This window comes from Roseovarius maritimus (assembly GCF_043355895.2).
Classification (GTDB): Bacteria; Pseudomonadota; Alphaproteobacteria; order Rhodobacterales; family Rhodobacteraceae; genus Roseovarius; species Roseovarius maritimus.
Genome location: NZ_JBHFPF020000002.1, coordinates 322,951 through 336,596, shown reverse-complemented (window position 1 = coordinate 336,596; position 13,646 = coordinate 322,951). Strand labels below are relative to the sequence as shown.

Annotated in this window: 11 protein-coding genes; 4 read left to right on the top strand and 7 right to left on the bottom strand. The window is 65.9% G+C overall.

Features of this window, described 5'->3' with window-relative positions:
- Positions 1-63: 63 nt before the first annotated feature.
- Both ACEWPM_RS06470 and ACEWPM_RS06465 read left to right on the top strand, forming a co-directional pair.
- Entirely contained in the window at positions 64-1,296 is a 1,233-nt protein-coding gene (locus ACEWPM_RS06470; protein ID WP_393961613.1) for a putative DNA modification/repair radical SAM protein, read from the top strand.
- Positions 1,296-2,798, top strand: coding sequence for a UdgX family uracil-DNA binding protein (locus tag ACEWPM_RS06465; protein WP_393961612.1), 1,503 nt, complete (start codon positions 1,296-1,298; stop codon positions 2,796-2,798). Before ACEWPM_RS06470 ends, ACEWPM_RS06465 begins: the two co-directional genes overlap by 1 nt.
- On the opposite strand, the gene ACEWPM_RS06460 is transcribed toward ACEWPM_RS06465, so the two are convergent.
- From ACEWPM_RS06460 to ACEWPM_RS06445, 4 genes are all read right to left on the bottom strand, one after another.
- Entirely contained in the window at positions 2,750-3,349 is a 600-nt protein-coding gene (locus ACEWPM_RS06460) for a flavin reductase family protein (protein WP_393961611.1), read from the bottom strand. The two genes, ACEWPM_RS06465 and ACEWPM_RS06460, sit on opposite strands and share 49 nt — an antisense overlap.
- A 142-nt stretch (positions 3,350-3,491) precedes the next feature.
- On the bottom strand, positions 3,492-4,343 hold the full coding sequence (locus tag ACEWPM_RS06455) for an ABC transporter permease (protein ID WP_393961610.1): 852 nt from the start codon (positions 4,341-4,343) through the stop codon (positions 3,492-3,494).
- The gene (locus ACEWPM_RS06450) at positions 4,336-5,358 is read right to left on the bottom strand and encodes an ABC transporter permease (RefSeq protein ID WP_393961609.1); all 1,023 of its coding nucleotides are present in this window, start codon (positions 5,356-5,358) and stop codon (positions 4,336-4,338) included. Before ACEWPM_RS06450 ends, ACEWPM_RS06455 begins: the two co-directional genes overlap by 8 nt.
- A 96-nt stretch (positions 5,359-5,454) precedes the next feature.
- Complete coding sequence (locus ACEWPM_RS06445) at positions 5,455-7,167, bottom strand: peptide ABC transporter substrate-binding protein (RefSeq protein WP_393961608.1); 1,713 nt, start codon at positions 7,165-7,167, stop codon at positions 5,455-5,457.
- A gap of 209 nt (positions 7,168-7,376) precedes the next feature.
- Between ACEWPM_RS06445 and nikE the strand changes: the two genes are divergently transcribed.
- Positions 7,377-8,954, top strand: coding sequence for a nickel ABC transporter ATP-binding protein NikE (gene nikE / locus ACEWPM_RS06440; RefSeq protein ID WP_393961607.1), 1,578 nt, complete (start codon positions 7,377-7,379; stop codon positions 8,952-8,954).
- 78 nt (positions 8,955-9,032) lie between these two features.
- Complete coding sequence (locus tag ACEWPM_RS06435) at positions 9,033-10,193, top strand: M20 aminoacylase family protein (RefSeq protein ID WP_393961606.1); 1,161 nt, start codon at positions 9,033-9,035, stop codon at positions 10,191-10,193.
- Here ACEWPM_RS06435 and ACEWPM_RS06430 read toward each other — a convergent pair.
- The 3 genes from ACEWPM_RS06430 to moaA are packed head-to-tail and all read right to left on the bottom strand — an operon-like array spanning position 10,190 to position 13,563.
- Entirely contained in the window at positions 10,190-11,230 is a 1,041-nt protein-coding gene (locus ACEWPM_RS06430) for a glycosyltransferase family 4 protein (protein ID WP_393961604.1), read from the bottom strand. The genes ACEWPM_RS06435 and ACEWPM_RS06430 overlap by 4 nt on opposite strands.
- Before the next feature lie 31 nt (positions 11,231-11,261).
- A complete protein-coding gene (locus tag ACEWPM_RS06425) occupies positions 11,262-12,551 on the bottom strand; it encodes a 3-deoxy-D-manno-octulosonic acid transferase (protein ID WP_393961603.1) in 1,290 nt (429 codons plus the stop codon).
- A gap of 4 nt (positions 12,552-12,555) precedes the next feature.
- On the bottom strand, positions 12,556-13,563 hold the full coding sequence (moaA, locus tag ACEWPM_RS06420) for a GTP 3',8-cyclase MoaA (protein WP_393961602.1): 1,008 nt from the start codon (positions 13,561-13,563) through the stop codon (positions 12,556-12,558).
- Positions 13,564-13,646: the final 83 nt, after the last annotated feature.

Sequence of the window (13,646 nt, the reverse complement as noted above, 5' to 3'; positions counted from 1 at the left end):
GATTTACGCCCGGCTGATGGCCAACCTCTTGCGAGGGAGGTGGTGAGAACATATAAAGAACATATGACCCGCCAAACCCTCGACCAAAAACTTGCGATTCTCTCTGACGCCGCCAAATACGATGCCTCCTGCGCGTCGTCCGGCGGCACCAAGCGGAATGCGCGGGGCGGGGGCCTGGGCTCGAACACCGGCGCCGGGATCTGTCACAGCTACGCCCCCGATGGCCGCTGCATCAGCCTTCTCAAGATCCTGATGACAAATTTCTGCATCTACGATTGCAGCTATTGCATCAATCGGGTGTCCTCGAACGTGCCGCGCGCGCGGTTTTCGGTCGATGAGGTGGTCAAGCTGACCATCGAGTTCTACCGCCGCAATTATATAGAAGGTTTGTTCCTGTCCTCAGGTGTCATCCGCTCGCCCGATGCAACCATGTCGGACATGGTGCAGATCGCGCGCAAGCTGCGCCATGAGGAGCATTTCAAGGGCTACATCCACCTCAAGACCATTCCCGACGCCGCGCCCGAAATTATCACCGAGGCTGGTCTTTTGTCGGACCGCCTGTCGATCAATGTCGAGCTACCTACGGATGCCGCCGTGCAGACGTATGCGCCGGAAAAGAACCCCAGCCAGATCCGCCGCGCCATGGCCGATGTGCGCCAGCGCCGCGAGGTGGCCAAGGATCGCAGCCATACGGGCAAGCGGCCACCGAAATTCGCGCCGGCCGGGCAATCGACGCAAGTGATCGTCGGTGCGGATGGCTCGACCGACGCGACCATTCTGGGGCAATCGACGCGTCTCTATTCGGGCTACGGGCTGCGCAGGGTCTATTACTCGGCCTTTTCGCCTATCCCCGACAGCTCGGCCAAGCTGCCGCTCATCAGCCCGCCCTTGCAGCGCGAGCATCGGCTCTATCAGGCGGATTGGCTTCTGCGCTTCTACGGCTTTGGCGTGGATGAGATCACATCGGTCACGCCGGATGGCAATCTCGACCTTGATATCGACCCGAAGCTGGCTTGGGCGCTGCAGCATCGCGGTCTTTTCCCACTGGACGTGAATCGCGCCAGCCGCGATTTGCTGCTGCGTGTGCCGGGCTTTGGCGTCAAGACCGTGAACCGGATCCTCACAACGCGGCGTCACCGCCATATCCGCTACGAGGATATCGCGCGGATGGGCGCGTCTATGAAAAAGGCGGGTGCGTTCGTGACGGCGGGCGGCTGGACGCCCGGCGCGATAACCGACAGCGCCAATCTACGTGCACGGTTCGCGCCCCCGCGGGAACAGATGAGCCTTTTCTGATGCGGCAGGTGACGGTGCCGCTGATCGGGGCTGCCGCTGCATGGCGCGACGCGGCCCGCAGCCTTCTGGCCGAGGGCGTGCCACCTCACGGCGTGCTGTGGAATGCCGAGGGGCAGAACGATGCGCCGGACCTCTTTGGCAGTAGGGAAGATGCGCCGTCGGGCGGCGACACCATCAATGTGCCGCGTAGTTTTATCGACTTGGCGAATAGTGTTTGCTTTCACAGTGATCCGCAACGGTTTGCGCGGCTTTACGCCTTTCTCGGGCGGCTGCGCACGGCGCCGCATCTGATGTCGGACCGCGCTGACCCTGATCTGGTCAAGCTGCGCGCGATGGAAAAGGCGGTGCATCGCTGCCGCCACAAGATGCGCGCCTTCGTGCGATTTCGCGAGATCGACATGCCGGGCGCGAACAGGCGCAGCTTTGCCGCATGGTTCGAGCCGACGCATTACACACTGGAAATGAACACGGCTTTTTTCCGTGATCGCTTTGCCGATATGAATTGGCGCATCGTGACGCCGGATGTCACGGCGATCTACGATGGCGCCGACGTGCGGTTGGAGCCGGGGCAGGCCGCACCCAACCTGCCCGAGGATGCCAGCGAAGAGCTGTGGCTGACATATTTCCGAAACATCTTCAATCCCGCGCGGCTCAAGATCAGCGCGATGACGTCGGAGATGCCGCGCAAATACTGGAAAAACCTGCCCGAGGCGGTGGCCATTCCAAGCATGATAGCGGGCGCGCCCGCCCGCGCACGTGCCATGGCCGAGGCCGCGCCCACCTTGCCGCCAATGCGAGCGGCCCGTGCGCAGGCGCAGTTGGCCGCGCACCGCTCGGCCTGGGTCGATACCGGCGTCGGCCTCGAGGCCGAAATCCGCGCCTGCACGCGCTGCCCGCTGCATTGCCGCGCGACGCAAGCGGTCTGCGGCGAAGGGCCCGAGGATGCGCGCCTGATGATCGTGGGCGAGCAGCCGGGCGACCGCGAAGATCTGGCCGGGCGGCCCTTCGTCGGGCCAGCGGGTCAGTTGTTCGGGCAGATCGCCAGGGAGGCTGGCCTTGACCGCAGCACCGCTTATCTGACCAATGCCGTCAAGCATTTCAAGCATATCCCGCGCGAGCGGCGACGTATCCACCAGCGCCCAGATGCGGGCGAGGTCGAGCAGTGCAAATGGTGGCTGGAGGCCGAGATCGCGCGCATGAAACCCGCGCTGATTCTGGCTATGGGCGCCACGGCTGCGCTGGCGCTGACCGGCTCTGGCGCGGGGATCACCGCGCGGCGCGGCAGGATCGAAAGGGCGCTGACCGGGCATGACGTTCTGTTGACGCTTCATCCGTCCTACCTGCTGCGCCTGCCGGAAGAGGCGGCGCGCGCCCACGCCACCGCTGATTTCCGCGCCGATCTGGCTCTGGCGGCGCGTCTGGCGGATGCCGCGGGCCGGGATCCGTCGTCAGGTCAGTCGTCCGGGCGGCCCAGCTCCCACGAGTCCGTGACGGTGGTGTAATCGCGATAGCCCATGCGCGCGATGGGCCGCGCGCCGACCGTGTCGAAGCGCCCGTTCTTGATGTATTCGTCACGGATATGCGTCTGGACGACCTCGCCCAGCACCAAGTAGCGATCCAGCAGCGTGCCGTGGCGATCGCGCAATTGCTGCACGTCCAGTGTCACGCATTCCAGCGCCGCAGGACTGGCGGCGACGAAGGGCGTGCGGATGACGGCGGGCTGGCCTTGTTCGAGCCTTGCCGTATCGAACTCGTTGACGCCCGCCGGCTCGGCTGCGGAGCTTTTGTTCATCTCATGCGTCAGCGCCTCGGTGGCCAGCGAAAAAGTGAATTCACCCTGATCTCGCGCGTAGATGGCCGAATGCTTGGCCCCTTCGCTGGAGAACATCACCATATCCGGGTCCGAGCCGATGGCGTTGAAGAACGAATAGGGCGCGAGGTTGGGCAGGCCGCCGGGGTCGAGGGTGCCGATCCACCCGATGGGCCGCGGCGTGATGATCGCCTTGAGCGGGTTGTGCCTGAGCGTGTCGGGGCGATCGTTGCCGTAATTCATGAAAACCTCCTGCTAAGTGCTTTGCGCACCTTAGCCTTCATGGCAGACGTGTCGAGCCATGGCGGTGTATGGCGCACGTTTTTGGCATTGGGTTTGGGTATTTCTACCAAGAAAAAACCAGACGGTCGTCTCAGGGGGCCGCTCAGGGGGCCATGCGCGTGCGATGATGCGGGTCCGCCAGATCGCGCAGCGCGTCCCCTAGAAGCGTGGCACCCAGCGCCGTCAGCGTAATCAGCATGCCGGGCCAGAGCGCGCGGCCCGGGTGGGCGCCCAGATGAGGCGTGCCATCATGCAGCAGGCGCCCCCAGCTGGCGATGTCGGGCGGAAAGCCGAGACCGAGGAAGCTAAGCGCGCTTTCCATGAGGATGGCGGACGCGACGCCAAGCGCCGCAGTAACGCCAAGCGGGCCGGCAATGGCAGGCAGGATATGGCGCCAGATCATCTGCGGCAGCTTTGTGCCGGTGCTGCGCGCGGCGCGGATATAGTCGCGCTGGCTGAGGCTCTGCACTTTGCCGCGCAGGATGCGCGCGGGCGCCATCCAGCTGGTGGCGCCGATGGCGACGGTGATGAGCACGAAGAGTCCCGCCTCGAGGCCGAAACGCTCCGCCAGCGGGCCGCGAAAGAGCGTTGCCGCGATCAGCAGAAGCGGAAGCAGCGGCAGCGCCAGAAAGAGATCCGTCAGGCGCATGAGCGGGCCATCGAGCCGCCGTGAGAGGCCCGACGCGATGCCGATGGCCGCGCCGATGGTGATGGCGAGAATCGTCGCGGCCAGCCCGACGGCCAGCGAAAGGCGCCCGCCAGCCATCAGCCGCGCCAGGGCGTCGCGTCCCAACTGATCGGTGCCGAGCGGATGCGCAAGGCTGCCGCCCGCATTGCGCGCGGTCATGTCCATCGCGCCGGGCGACAGGGTCCAGGCAACCGGGCCCAGCAACACGAAGCACACGATGAGGCCGAGCAGCGCCGCGCCTGCGATCAGACCGCGCTGCCTATGCATTGCGGAGGCCCGACGTGCGCAGCCGGGGGTCAAGCCGTGTCAGCGCAATATCCGAGGCCAGATTAGCCAACACGATCATCAGCGCGATGAGGGCCGTAATTGTCTGCACGGTGGGCAGATCGGTGGATTGCAGCGAGGTGATCAGCAGTTGGCCGATGCCGTTCACGCCGAAGATCGTCTCGGTGATGATGGCCCCGGCAAAGATCTGTGGTGCACCGAGGGCGATGATCGGAACCACCGGGATCAGCGAATTGCGCAGCCCGTGATGCCAGATGACCCGCCTCTCGGGCAGACCAAGCGCGCGGGCGCTGCGGATGTGGTCGAGACCCAGTGTATCGAGCATTGACGCGCGCATGTAGCGGGTGATCTGCGCCGTCGTCTGCAGACTGAGCACGGCGATCGGCAATGCCATCTGGCCCAGCTGTGTGCGCAGACTGTCCCAGCCGCTGACCGCAAGCGTCGTATCATAGACCGAGGGCGCCCAGCCGAGCTGGATGGCAAAGACATAGATCAGCACTGCCGCAGTAAAGAACGGTGGCAGCGCATAGCCAAGCGTCGCCAGCGCGGTGCCTATCCGGTCCAGAATCCCACCTCGCCACCGCGCCGAGGCCACGCCGAGGGCGATGGCTACACCGATACCGATCAGATAGGCTGTCCCTACGACGATCACCGTCTGGGGCAGGCGCTGTGCGATCAGCGCCATGACCGGCCCCCGCGTCTGCCAGCTAAGGATGCGCGCCGCGCCTGCGGTCAGGTCAGTCCCAAGCGCGGCATCCAGCGCGATGCCCGGCTCGATCAGCAGCATCTGGACCAGCCATTTGCCGAACCTCAACGGGGCGGGCTGCCCAAGGCCAAGCGCCTCGCGCATTTGGGCGCGCACCTCCTCGGGGATGGTCGAGGGCAGCTGGGCCATCGGATCTCCGGGGGCAAGTTCGAGCAGGGCAAAGATCACCGCCCAGATGACCAGAAGCGTCGGGATGGCCATGATCAGACGGGACAGAAGGGGAGATCGCATGGGGTGGGTGCCTTGGGTCGGGGGCCGCGGGCGAGGGACGGGCCGCAGGGCCACTCTAGGATGCGTGCGGCCCCGCTGGCAATGCGCGGAGCCCGATCATTCGGCTGGCAGGCGATGCCACTCGGCGATGTTCCACAACTCGCTATCCCAGGCATTGAGGCGCACACCGCCAAGCGATGTGGCATGGGCAGAGGTGCGCCCCCGGTCGATCAAGGGCACGACGACGTGCTGCTGCACCAGCATATCGTTCAATTTGCGTGCCAGCGCGGCCCTGTCCAGCGTACCCGTCGTGCCGGACAGGCGCTCCAGCAAGGCGTCGTAGGCCGGATCGCACCAATGCCCGATATTCCGGCCCCGCCAGCCATTCTCGGCCGAGGGCGTGTCATCACAGGACCAGCCGGCCAGATAGGCCTCGGGGTCAGGTCCGTCCGATGCGCCCGCATACATCTGGATATCGGCATTGAACTTGACCAACGAGTCGGGATTGCCCGGATCGCTGCCAAAGAAGACCGAGCCGTCGACCGCGCGCAGCTCGGTGCGCGCGCCGATCTGGCGCCACCATTCCTTGGCCAAGGTTTGAAAATCCTGGCGCACGGCATTGGTCGAAGTCTGCAGGACCAGCTCCAGCTTCTTGTCGCCGCGTTCGCGGACGCCGTCGCCATCGCTGTCGATCCAGCCTGCGTCGGTCAGAAGGGCGCGGGCCGCCTCGATATCCTGATCTCCGCACGGATCATTGGCGTCCGAGGCATAGATTGGCGGTCCCGGCAGGATATTGCACGCGACGCGCCCGGTGGGGCCGTATCCGATCTGCGCCATGATGTCGCGATCCAGCGCGAGCGTCAGCGCGCGGCGCACCGCCAGATCCTTCAGCGCGGGATGCGGAATATGGTCACTCGCGCTTTCGCCAGGTTCGCGCAGGTTGAACGCCAGGCGTTCGACCAGGGTGGAGAAGGCGGTGATGATCTTGCCCTTGCCGCGCATGGACATGGCCGAGAGCACCTCAGGCGCCAGTTGCAAATTCCACGCGTAGTCGAATTCGCCCGTCTCCAGAACCGCGCGGCCGGAAGACGTGGCATCGCCCCCGCCTTTCAGCAACAGCTCGGCAAAGGCGGGCTGGCCGGGCGTGCGATAGGCGTCATTGGCTGTATAGAGCGCGGTGTCGCCGGGCCGGAATTCGGCGACGGTGAAGGGGCCGGTGCCGATGGGGGCAAAATTTTCCTCGGTGCAACTGGCGGCATCGTGGCCGAGACAGTCCTTGAACTGTGCCTCTTGGATCAGAGGCGTCTGGGGCCCGACAAACGCCGCATAGGGATAGGGTTTGGGGACCGAGAAATGCACCACGGCGGTCAGCGGATCAGGTGTCTCGATCCGCTCGATATCGCGCAGCTTGGCCAGCTGCGCGCAACCCGCACCGGGAGCCGTGCAATAGCGATAGGTGAACGCGATGTCGCCCGAGGTGACAGGCGTGCCGTCGGACCATACGAGCCCCGGTTTGAGTCGCCATGTGATGCTGTGCATGTCAGGCGCGACGCCGCCATTGTCGAGAGTCGGAATTTCCCGGGCGAGCCATGGGATCAAATCACCTTCGGGCGAGAGCCGCGCCAAGGGCTCGAGCACGGGCGAGGCTGCGTCGATTTCCTTGACCCCGCCGGAGAGATAGGGATTGAGGCTGGACGGAGCCTGCCAGTAGATCACGCGCACCGTGCCGTCGCGGCCCCGTTCGGCATCTTCTGCATGGCCTGCGGAGGGCGCTGCAAGGACCGGAACCAGCGCAGAGAGGGTCAGCGATGCGGCAAGTCTGGCAATCATCAGAATGTCCTTGCAGATGGGAATGCCGGCAAAGGCCGACCGAGGGCTTTCAGCTTCTCATTAACTGAAATATGCAGTGAGATGACACAAGGCGCAGCGGGAATTTACAAAAATATACATAAAGCATGCATCATGCCCTTATGCAGCGTCATTTTCGGTCCGCCCAACGCCCCGGACCATTTCTACCGGGAGGGGACACGATCCTGCCATTGCTGGATATCCGCGATCTGACAGTGCGTTATGCAAGCCGCCGTGCCAGCGCACCCGTGAAGGCGGTCCGCCATGCGGCGCTCAGCATCGCACCGGGCGAAGCGCTGAGCATCATCGGCGCGTCGGGCGCCGGCAAATCCGCGCTGGCCGGGGCGCTTGTCGGGTTACTGCCGCAGGCTGAGGTTGCGGGCCGCGCGCTGTGGAAAGGCGCTGATGGCGCGGTCTGCGATCTTCTGGCCTTGCCGCAGCGGCGGCTGCGCGCAATGCGCGGGCGCGAGATCGCGATGATCTTTCAGGATCCGGCAACGGCGCTCGACCCCGTGATTCGGGTCGGCGCGCAGGTGGCCGAACCGATGCGAATTCACCTGCGCCTTGGCGCCGCCGAGGCGCGTCTGCGCGCCACTGCGCTTCTGGCGCGGGTGGGCCTGCCGGATCCCGAATCTGTCTACAATGCATATCCCCATCAGCTGTCGGGTGGCATGCGACAGCGCGTGACGATTGCGGCTGCGCTGGCCTCGGGTCCGCGCCTTTTGATTGCAGACGAGCCGACCACCGCTCTGGATGCACCGCTCCGGGCCGGCATCCTGGATCTGCTGGACGGCCTGCGCCGCGAGACGGGGATGGCCCTTCTGACGGTCACCCATGACATGGACGCCGTGCGCCGCATCGGCGGACGCGTCCTTGTGATGGAGGCGGGGCAGATCGTCGAGGATGGGCCAGTGGAGCAGATCCTTCGCACGCCGCAGCACGGCGCCACCCGCGCGCTGATCGACGCGGCCAAGCCGCTGCCGCCCCCCGCCACCTGGCCCGAAGGAGCGCCGCTGCTTGAGATCGCAGGGCTGACCGTAAGCTATGGATCAGAGCGCCCGGCCGTCCGCGACGTCACCATCCAACTCGCCCGCGGCGAGGCGCTGGCATTGGTCGGAGCGTCGGGCAGCGGAAAATCCACCCTCGCGCGGGCGGCGCTGGGGCTGGAGCCTGCCGAGCACGGGACAGTGTGCATCGACGGTACGAATATCGCGCGGTTGCGCGGCGCGGCGCTGCGCCAGATACGAACGCGTATCCAGATGGTCTTTCAGGACCCGGTCACATCGCTCGATCCGCGGCGCCGGCTGGGGCGGCAGGTGGCCGACCCGTTGCGCAACTATGGGCGCATGGCAGATAACGCTTCAATCGCGCGTGCCTTCACGCAGGTCGGCCTTGCGCCCGAGCTGATGGAGCGTCTGCCGCACGAGGTCTCGGGCGGGCAGCGCCAGAGGGTCGCGATTGCGCGCGCCCTTGCGCTCGATCCCGATATCCTGGTGGTGGACGAGGGGCTGTCGGCGCTCGACAGCGTGCAGGCGGCGGCCATCCTGACGCTGCTTCGGGCCGAGCAGGCGCGGCGCGGCCTCGCCATCCTCTTTGTCACCCATGATCTGAAGGCCGCGCGCGCTATCGCCCACCGAATCGCCGTCATGGAGGAGGGGCGCGTCGTCGAGGAGGGGCCTGCCGCGCGGCTGTTGAGCGCGCCTGCGCATCCGCATACCCGCGCGCTGGTCGCGGCCTCGGAGCTGGGTAATCCGGCGCCGGCGCAATAGCCTCTTTACGGCGATGCCCCCGAGGTTCATCCTGCGCCGCAGCGCGCCAAACGCGCCCGGCGCCCAAGGAGACACCCCATGCCCATCAAGAACCGTTTTGCCGAAACCCATGCCGACATCACCGCATGGCGCCGCGACATCCATGCCAATCCCGAACTGATGTTCGACACACACCGCACCAGCGCGCTGGTCGAGCAAAAGCTGCGGGAATTTGGCTGCGACGAGGTAGTGACGGGGCTGGGGCGCACCGGCGTCGTCGGGGTCATCAAGGGCCGTGCCAGCGCATCGGGCAAAGTCGTGGGGTTGCGCGCCGACATGGATGCGCTGCCCATCCATGAGACAACGGGTGCCGCCTATTCCAGCACGGTGCCGGGCGCGATGCATGCCTGCGGCCATGACGGGCACACCGCCATGCTGCTTGGCGCGGCGCAATACCTGGCCGAGACCCGTAACTTCGACGGCACGGCCATCGTCATCTTTCAGCCTGCCGAAGAGGGCGGCGGCGGCGCCGCTGTCATGTGCGAAGACGGGCTGATGGAGCGTTTCGGCATCCAGGAGGTTTACGGCATGCACAACTGGCCGGGCGTGCCTGCGGGCACCTTTGCGATTCGGCCCGGCGGCTTCTTCGCCTCGACGGACGAGTTCGAGATCACTGTGACCGGCAGGGGCGGCCACGCGGCGAAGCCGCATGAGGGGATCGATCCCATCGTGACGTCGGCGCAGCTGGTCACGATGCTGCAGACCATCTCCAGCCGAAATGCCGACCCGACCGAGCAACTGGTCGTCTCCGTCACATCGATCGAATCCTCGACCAAGGCGCTCAACGTTATTCCCGGCTCGGTCCATCTCAAGGGAACGGTGCGCACGCTCAACAACGACATGCGCGATCTGGCGGAAGCGCGACTGCGCGGCGTCTGCGGCCACCTGGGCGCCGCGATGGGGGCCGAGATCGCCCTGCATTATCAGCGCAACTACCCGGTGATGGTCAATCACCCCGATCAGACCGATTTCGCCGCCGATGTGGCGCGCGGTATCGCGGGCGACTGCGCCGAGGCGCCTCTGGTCATGGGAGGCGAGGATTTCGCTTATATGCTGGAGGAGCGACCGGGCGCCTACATCCTTGTCGGCAATGGCGATACTGCCGCGGTGCACAACTCGGACTATGATTTCAATGACGAGATCATCCCTGCTGGATGCAGTTGGTGGGCCGAGATCGTCGAGCGGCGGATGCCGGTCTAGGCCTCCCCGCGCCACATCGCGTCATAAACCGCGCCGATGCCATCGGCCTCGCTCTCGATGCTGAAACGGGTCATCGCCGTGTCGCGTGCGGCCTCGGCCATGGCGGCGTGGCGCTTTGGGTCGCGCAAGAGGGCGCTGAGCGCCATTGCGGCATCTTCGGCATCCTTGACGATCCAGCCAGCCGATTGCCCGGCGCTGAAATCGCGGTAATACCCCGCCTCGGTCGCAATAAATGGCACGCCGCTTGCCATGCCTTCGAGTGGGGCCATGCCGTAGCCCTCATATATCGGCAGTTGCACGACCGCGGAGAGGCCTCGGAGCAACGCGGGCAGCGTCTGGGGCGCGATTTCACCGGGAAAGAGGATACGGCGCTGCAGGTCCGCTTCGACAACCTGTGCCTTGAGCCCTTCCAGAAAAGGCAGATCCTTGCGCCCGGCGCGACCCAGCACCAGCGCGGTGACGTCCGGGTGATCGGGGAGCAAACGCAGCATCGCCTCGACAAAGCGGTCGGTGCCTTTTTCGGGGCGGATACGGCCGATTGTGGCGATCCCGCGCGTGCCGGGATAGCCTGTGGCGTGCCACGCGGCGGCGCGATCCTCGGCTGGCCTGTAGCTGCCGCAGTCGACGCCGTGGGGCACAACGGCGCGCACATGAGGTACGAACTCGGCGGCCTTTTGCGTGGTGGCGATGACCGCGTCCATGCGCGAGATCAGCCAGCGGGGCAGGGCTGAATGACGCCGCTGCGCGGCGGAGGTAAAGATGATGCGGATGGGCAGGCGCAGCACATCGCGCGCCCAGAGGGCGGCGCGCATCTCGGTGTTGCGGCGCACATGCCAGATCGCGAAATCGCGACCCTCGGGCGGACGCCGGGTCAGGCGCCGCGCCTCCGCGACCGAAACCGGAGCAGGGCAGCCGGGCAGGGGCTGGCCCGCCAGCGCCAGATCATAGCGCGGCACTTGCGCCCGCAGGACGCCCGCCGCCGTGGCCGACACGCCAGTGAAATTGCGGTTGAAATTGGTGACGATCAGCTCGGTCACGGCGCGCTCCGGTAGTTGGCCCGCCCCCGTCCTAGCGCAGGCCGAGCGCGGCGCAAAGCTTCGATCCCAGATCGGCCAGGCTGTCCTCTTGCGCGGCGGCGAATTCCGACGCGCGGTTCTGCATTGTGCCCAGATCCTCGGGCGCGGCCAGAAGATGCGTGAGTGCCGCGCCCAAAGCCGCAGCATCCGCCACCTCGCGCGCGGCGCCGGCGGCATCCATCTGCGCATAGCCCTCAGTGAAATTGGCATAGAGCGGGCCGTGCAGCACCGCCGCCCCGCCATGGGCGACCTCAAATGGGTTATGCCCGCCGACGGGCACGAATGTCCCGCCGACGCAGACCAGCGGGGCGAGGCGATACCAAAGGCCCATCTCGCCCAGTGTGTCGGCCAGATAAACCGGCGCATCGCCGATTTGCGCGCCCTCACTGCGGCGCGTATGGCCCAGCCCGGCGTCGGTCAACTGGCGCGCGATGCTGCCTGCCCGCTCGGGGTGGCGCGGCACGAGGATCATCAGCGCGCCCGGGTGCCGGGCCAGCACGCTGCGATGCGCGGCAATCGCGACCTCCTCCTCGCCGGGATGGGTCGATGCCATGACCCAGACGGGGCGCTGTGCAACCGTATTGCGCAAGCTTTCCAGCATCTCGGAATCATGTGGCACGGGCCCGGCCATCGCCTTGAGATTTGCGCCCTTCGCGGCGTGGGCGCAACCAAGTGTCCTCAGATGCTCTGCCGTGCGTGCGTCCTGGCAATGCACCATGTCAAAATGGCCCAGCAGGTAACGCGCCGTGTCCCCGATCCGCGTCCAGCCGCGCGCCGAGCGGTCCGAGATCCGCGCGTTCAGCAGCGCAAGGGGGATGCCCCGCGCGGCCGCCCCGCGCAGCATGTTGGGCCAAAGCTCGCTTTCGACAAAGACGCCGGCATCGGGGCGCCAGTGATCCAGAAACCGCGCGACGGCGGCGGGGCTGTCGAGCGGCGCGAACTGGTGGCGACAGCGCGGTGGCATCCGCCCCGCGATGATGCGCGCCGAGGTGGCTGTGCCAGTGGTGATGAGAAAGTGCAGCGCCGGATGCGCCTCGCCCAGAAAGGTGATGAGGCGCAGGACCGACAGGCTTTCCCCGACGCTGGCGGCGTGAAACCAGACCAGCGTGCCGTCAGGGCGCGGCAATGTGGCGTGGCCCATCCGCTCGGCGAGACGGCCTTTCTCCATGCCATGCTCGGACAGTTTGCGCGCGCTACGGCGAAAGGCGAACGGCATCAGCGCCTTGGAGGCAAGCGCATAGGCCCGCACCAGCGGCGTCGCCCGCCCGGTGTCGCGGGGCATGCGCCTAGCCGCCTGTGTGGCTCATGTGGCGGGGCATCTGGCCATCCACCGTCTGCCGCGAATAGTCGAAATCATGTCCCTTGGGCTTGCGCGCGATGGCGGCGCGAATCGCGTCCTCCAGGGGGGCGGTGTCACTGGGGTGATTGCGCAGGGCAGGCCGTAGATCAGCCATATCCTCCTGCCCGAGACACATGTAAAGCTGGCCGGTACAGGTCAGCCGCACGCGGTTGCAGCTTTCGCAGAAGTTATGCGTGAGCGGCGTGATGAAGCCGATCTTCTGCCCCGTCTCCTCAAGCCGAACATAGCGGGCGGGGCCGCCCGTGCGCTCGGGGATATCGGTGACTGTATAGCGCTCGGCTAGCCGGGCGCGCAGATCCTTGAGCGGCCAATACTGGTCCAGCCGGTCCTCGTTGCCGATGTCGCCCATCGGCATGACCTCGATCCAGGTCAGGTCCATGTCGCGATCAGCACACCATTCGGTGAGGGAAAACAGCTCATCCTCGTTGAAACCCTTGAGCGCGACGGCGTTGATCTTGACCCGCATGCCCGCCGCCTGAGCGGCATCGATGCCGCGCAAGACCTGCGGCAGACGGCCCCAGCGGGTGATGTCCGCGAATTTCTGCTCATCCGCCGTATCGAGCGAGATGTTGATGCGCCGCACGCCCGCAGCATAGAGATCGCCCGCGAACCGCTCAAGCTGTGAGCCGTTCGTCGTCAGCGTCAATTCGCGCAAGGCGCCGCTGTCGAGATGGCGGGTCATTGAGTCGAAGAAGGTCATGATCCCGCGCCGCACCAAAGGCTCGCCGCCGGTGATGCGCAGTTTTTGCACGCCGAGGCCGATGAACGTGCTGCACATGCGGTCCAGCTCTTCCAGCGTCAGGAGTTCCTTCTTGGGCAGGAACGTCATGTTCTCGGACATGCAATAGACGCAGCGAAAATCGCAGCGGTCCGTCACCGAGACACGCAGGTAATCAATAGCGCGCTGAAAGGGGTCGATCAAAGGTGTATTCATACTCGCAAAGGTAAGGCCCGTGGCGGTGCGAGGCAAGGGCGATATGCCCTCCACCGGGGCTGCTCGTCAGGGATTGATCGACG

Bases quoted from the DNA above. Each gene is read 5' to 3' on its own strand.
- ACEWPM_RS06435 (WP_393961606.1), top strand. From the start codon at position 9,033: ATGCCCATCAAGAACCGTTTTGCCGAAACCCATGCCGACATCACCGCA.
- ACEWPM_RS06445 (WP_393961608.1), bottom strand. From the start codon at position 7,167: ATGATTGCCAGACTTGCCGCATCGCTGACCCTCTCTGCGCTGGTTCCG.
- ACEWPM_RS06450 (WP_393961609.1), bottom strand. From the start codon at position 5,358: ATGCGATCTCCCCTTCTGTCCCGTCTGATCATGGCCATCCCGACGCTT.
- ACEWPM_RS06460 (WP_393961611.1), bottom strand. From the start codon at position 3,349: ATGAATTACGGCAACGATCGCCCCGACACGCTCAGGCACAACCCGCTC.
- moaA (WP_393961602.1), bottom strand. From the start codon at position 13,563: ATGAATACACCTTTGATCGACCCCTTTCAGCGCGCTATTGATTACCTG.
- ACEWPM_RS06455 (WP_393961610.1), bottom strand. From the start codon at position 4,343: ATGCATAGGCAGCGCGGTCTGATCGCAGGCGCGGCGCTGCTCGGCCTC.
- ACEWPM_RS06425 (WP_393961603.1), bottom strand. From the start codon at position 12,551: ATGCCCCGCGACACCGGGCGGGCGACGCCGCTGGTGCGGGCCTATGCG.
- ACEWPM_RS06470 (WP_393961613.1), top strand. From the start codon at position 64: ATGACCCGCCAAACCCTCGACCAAAAACTTGCGATTCTCTCTGACGCC.
- ACEWPM_RS06465 (WP_393961612.1), top strand. From the start codon at position 1,296: ATGCGGCAGGTGACGGTGCCGCTGATCGGGGCTGCCGCTGCATGGCGC.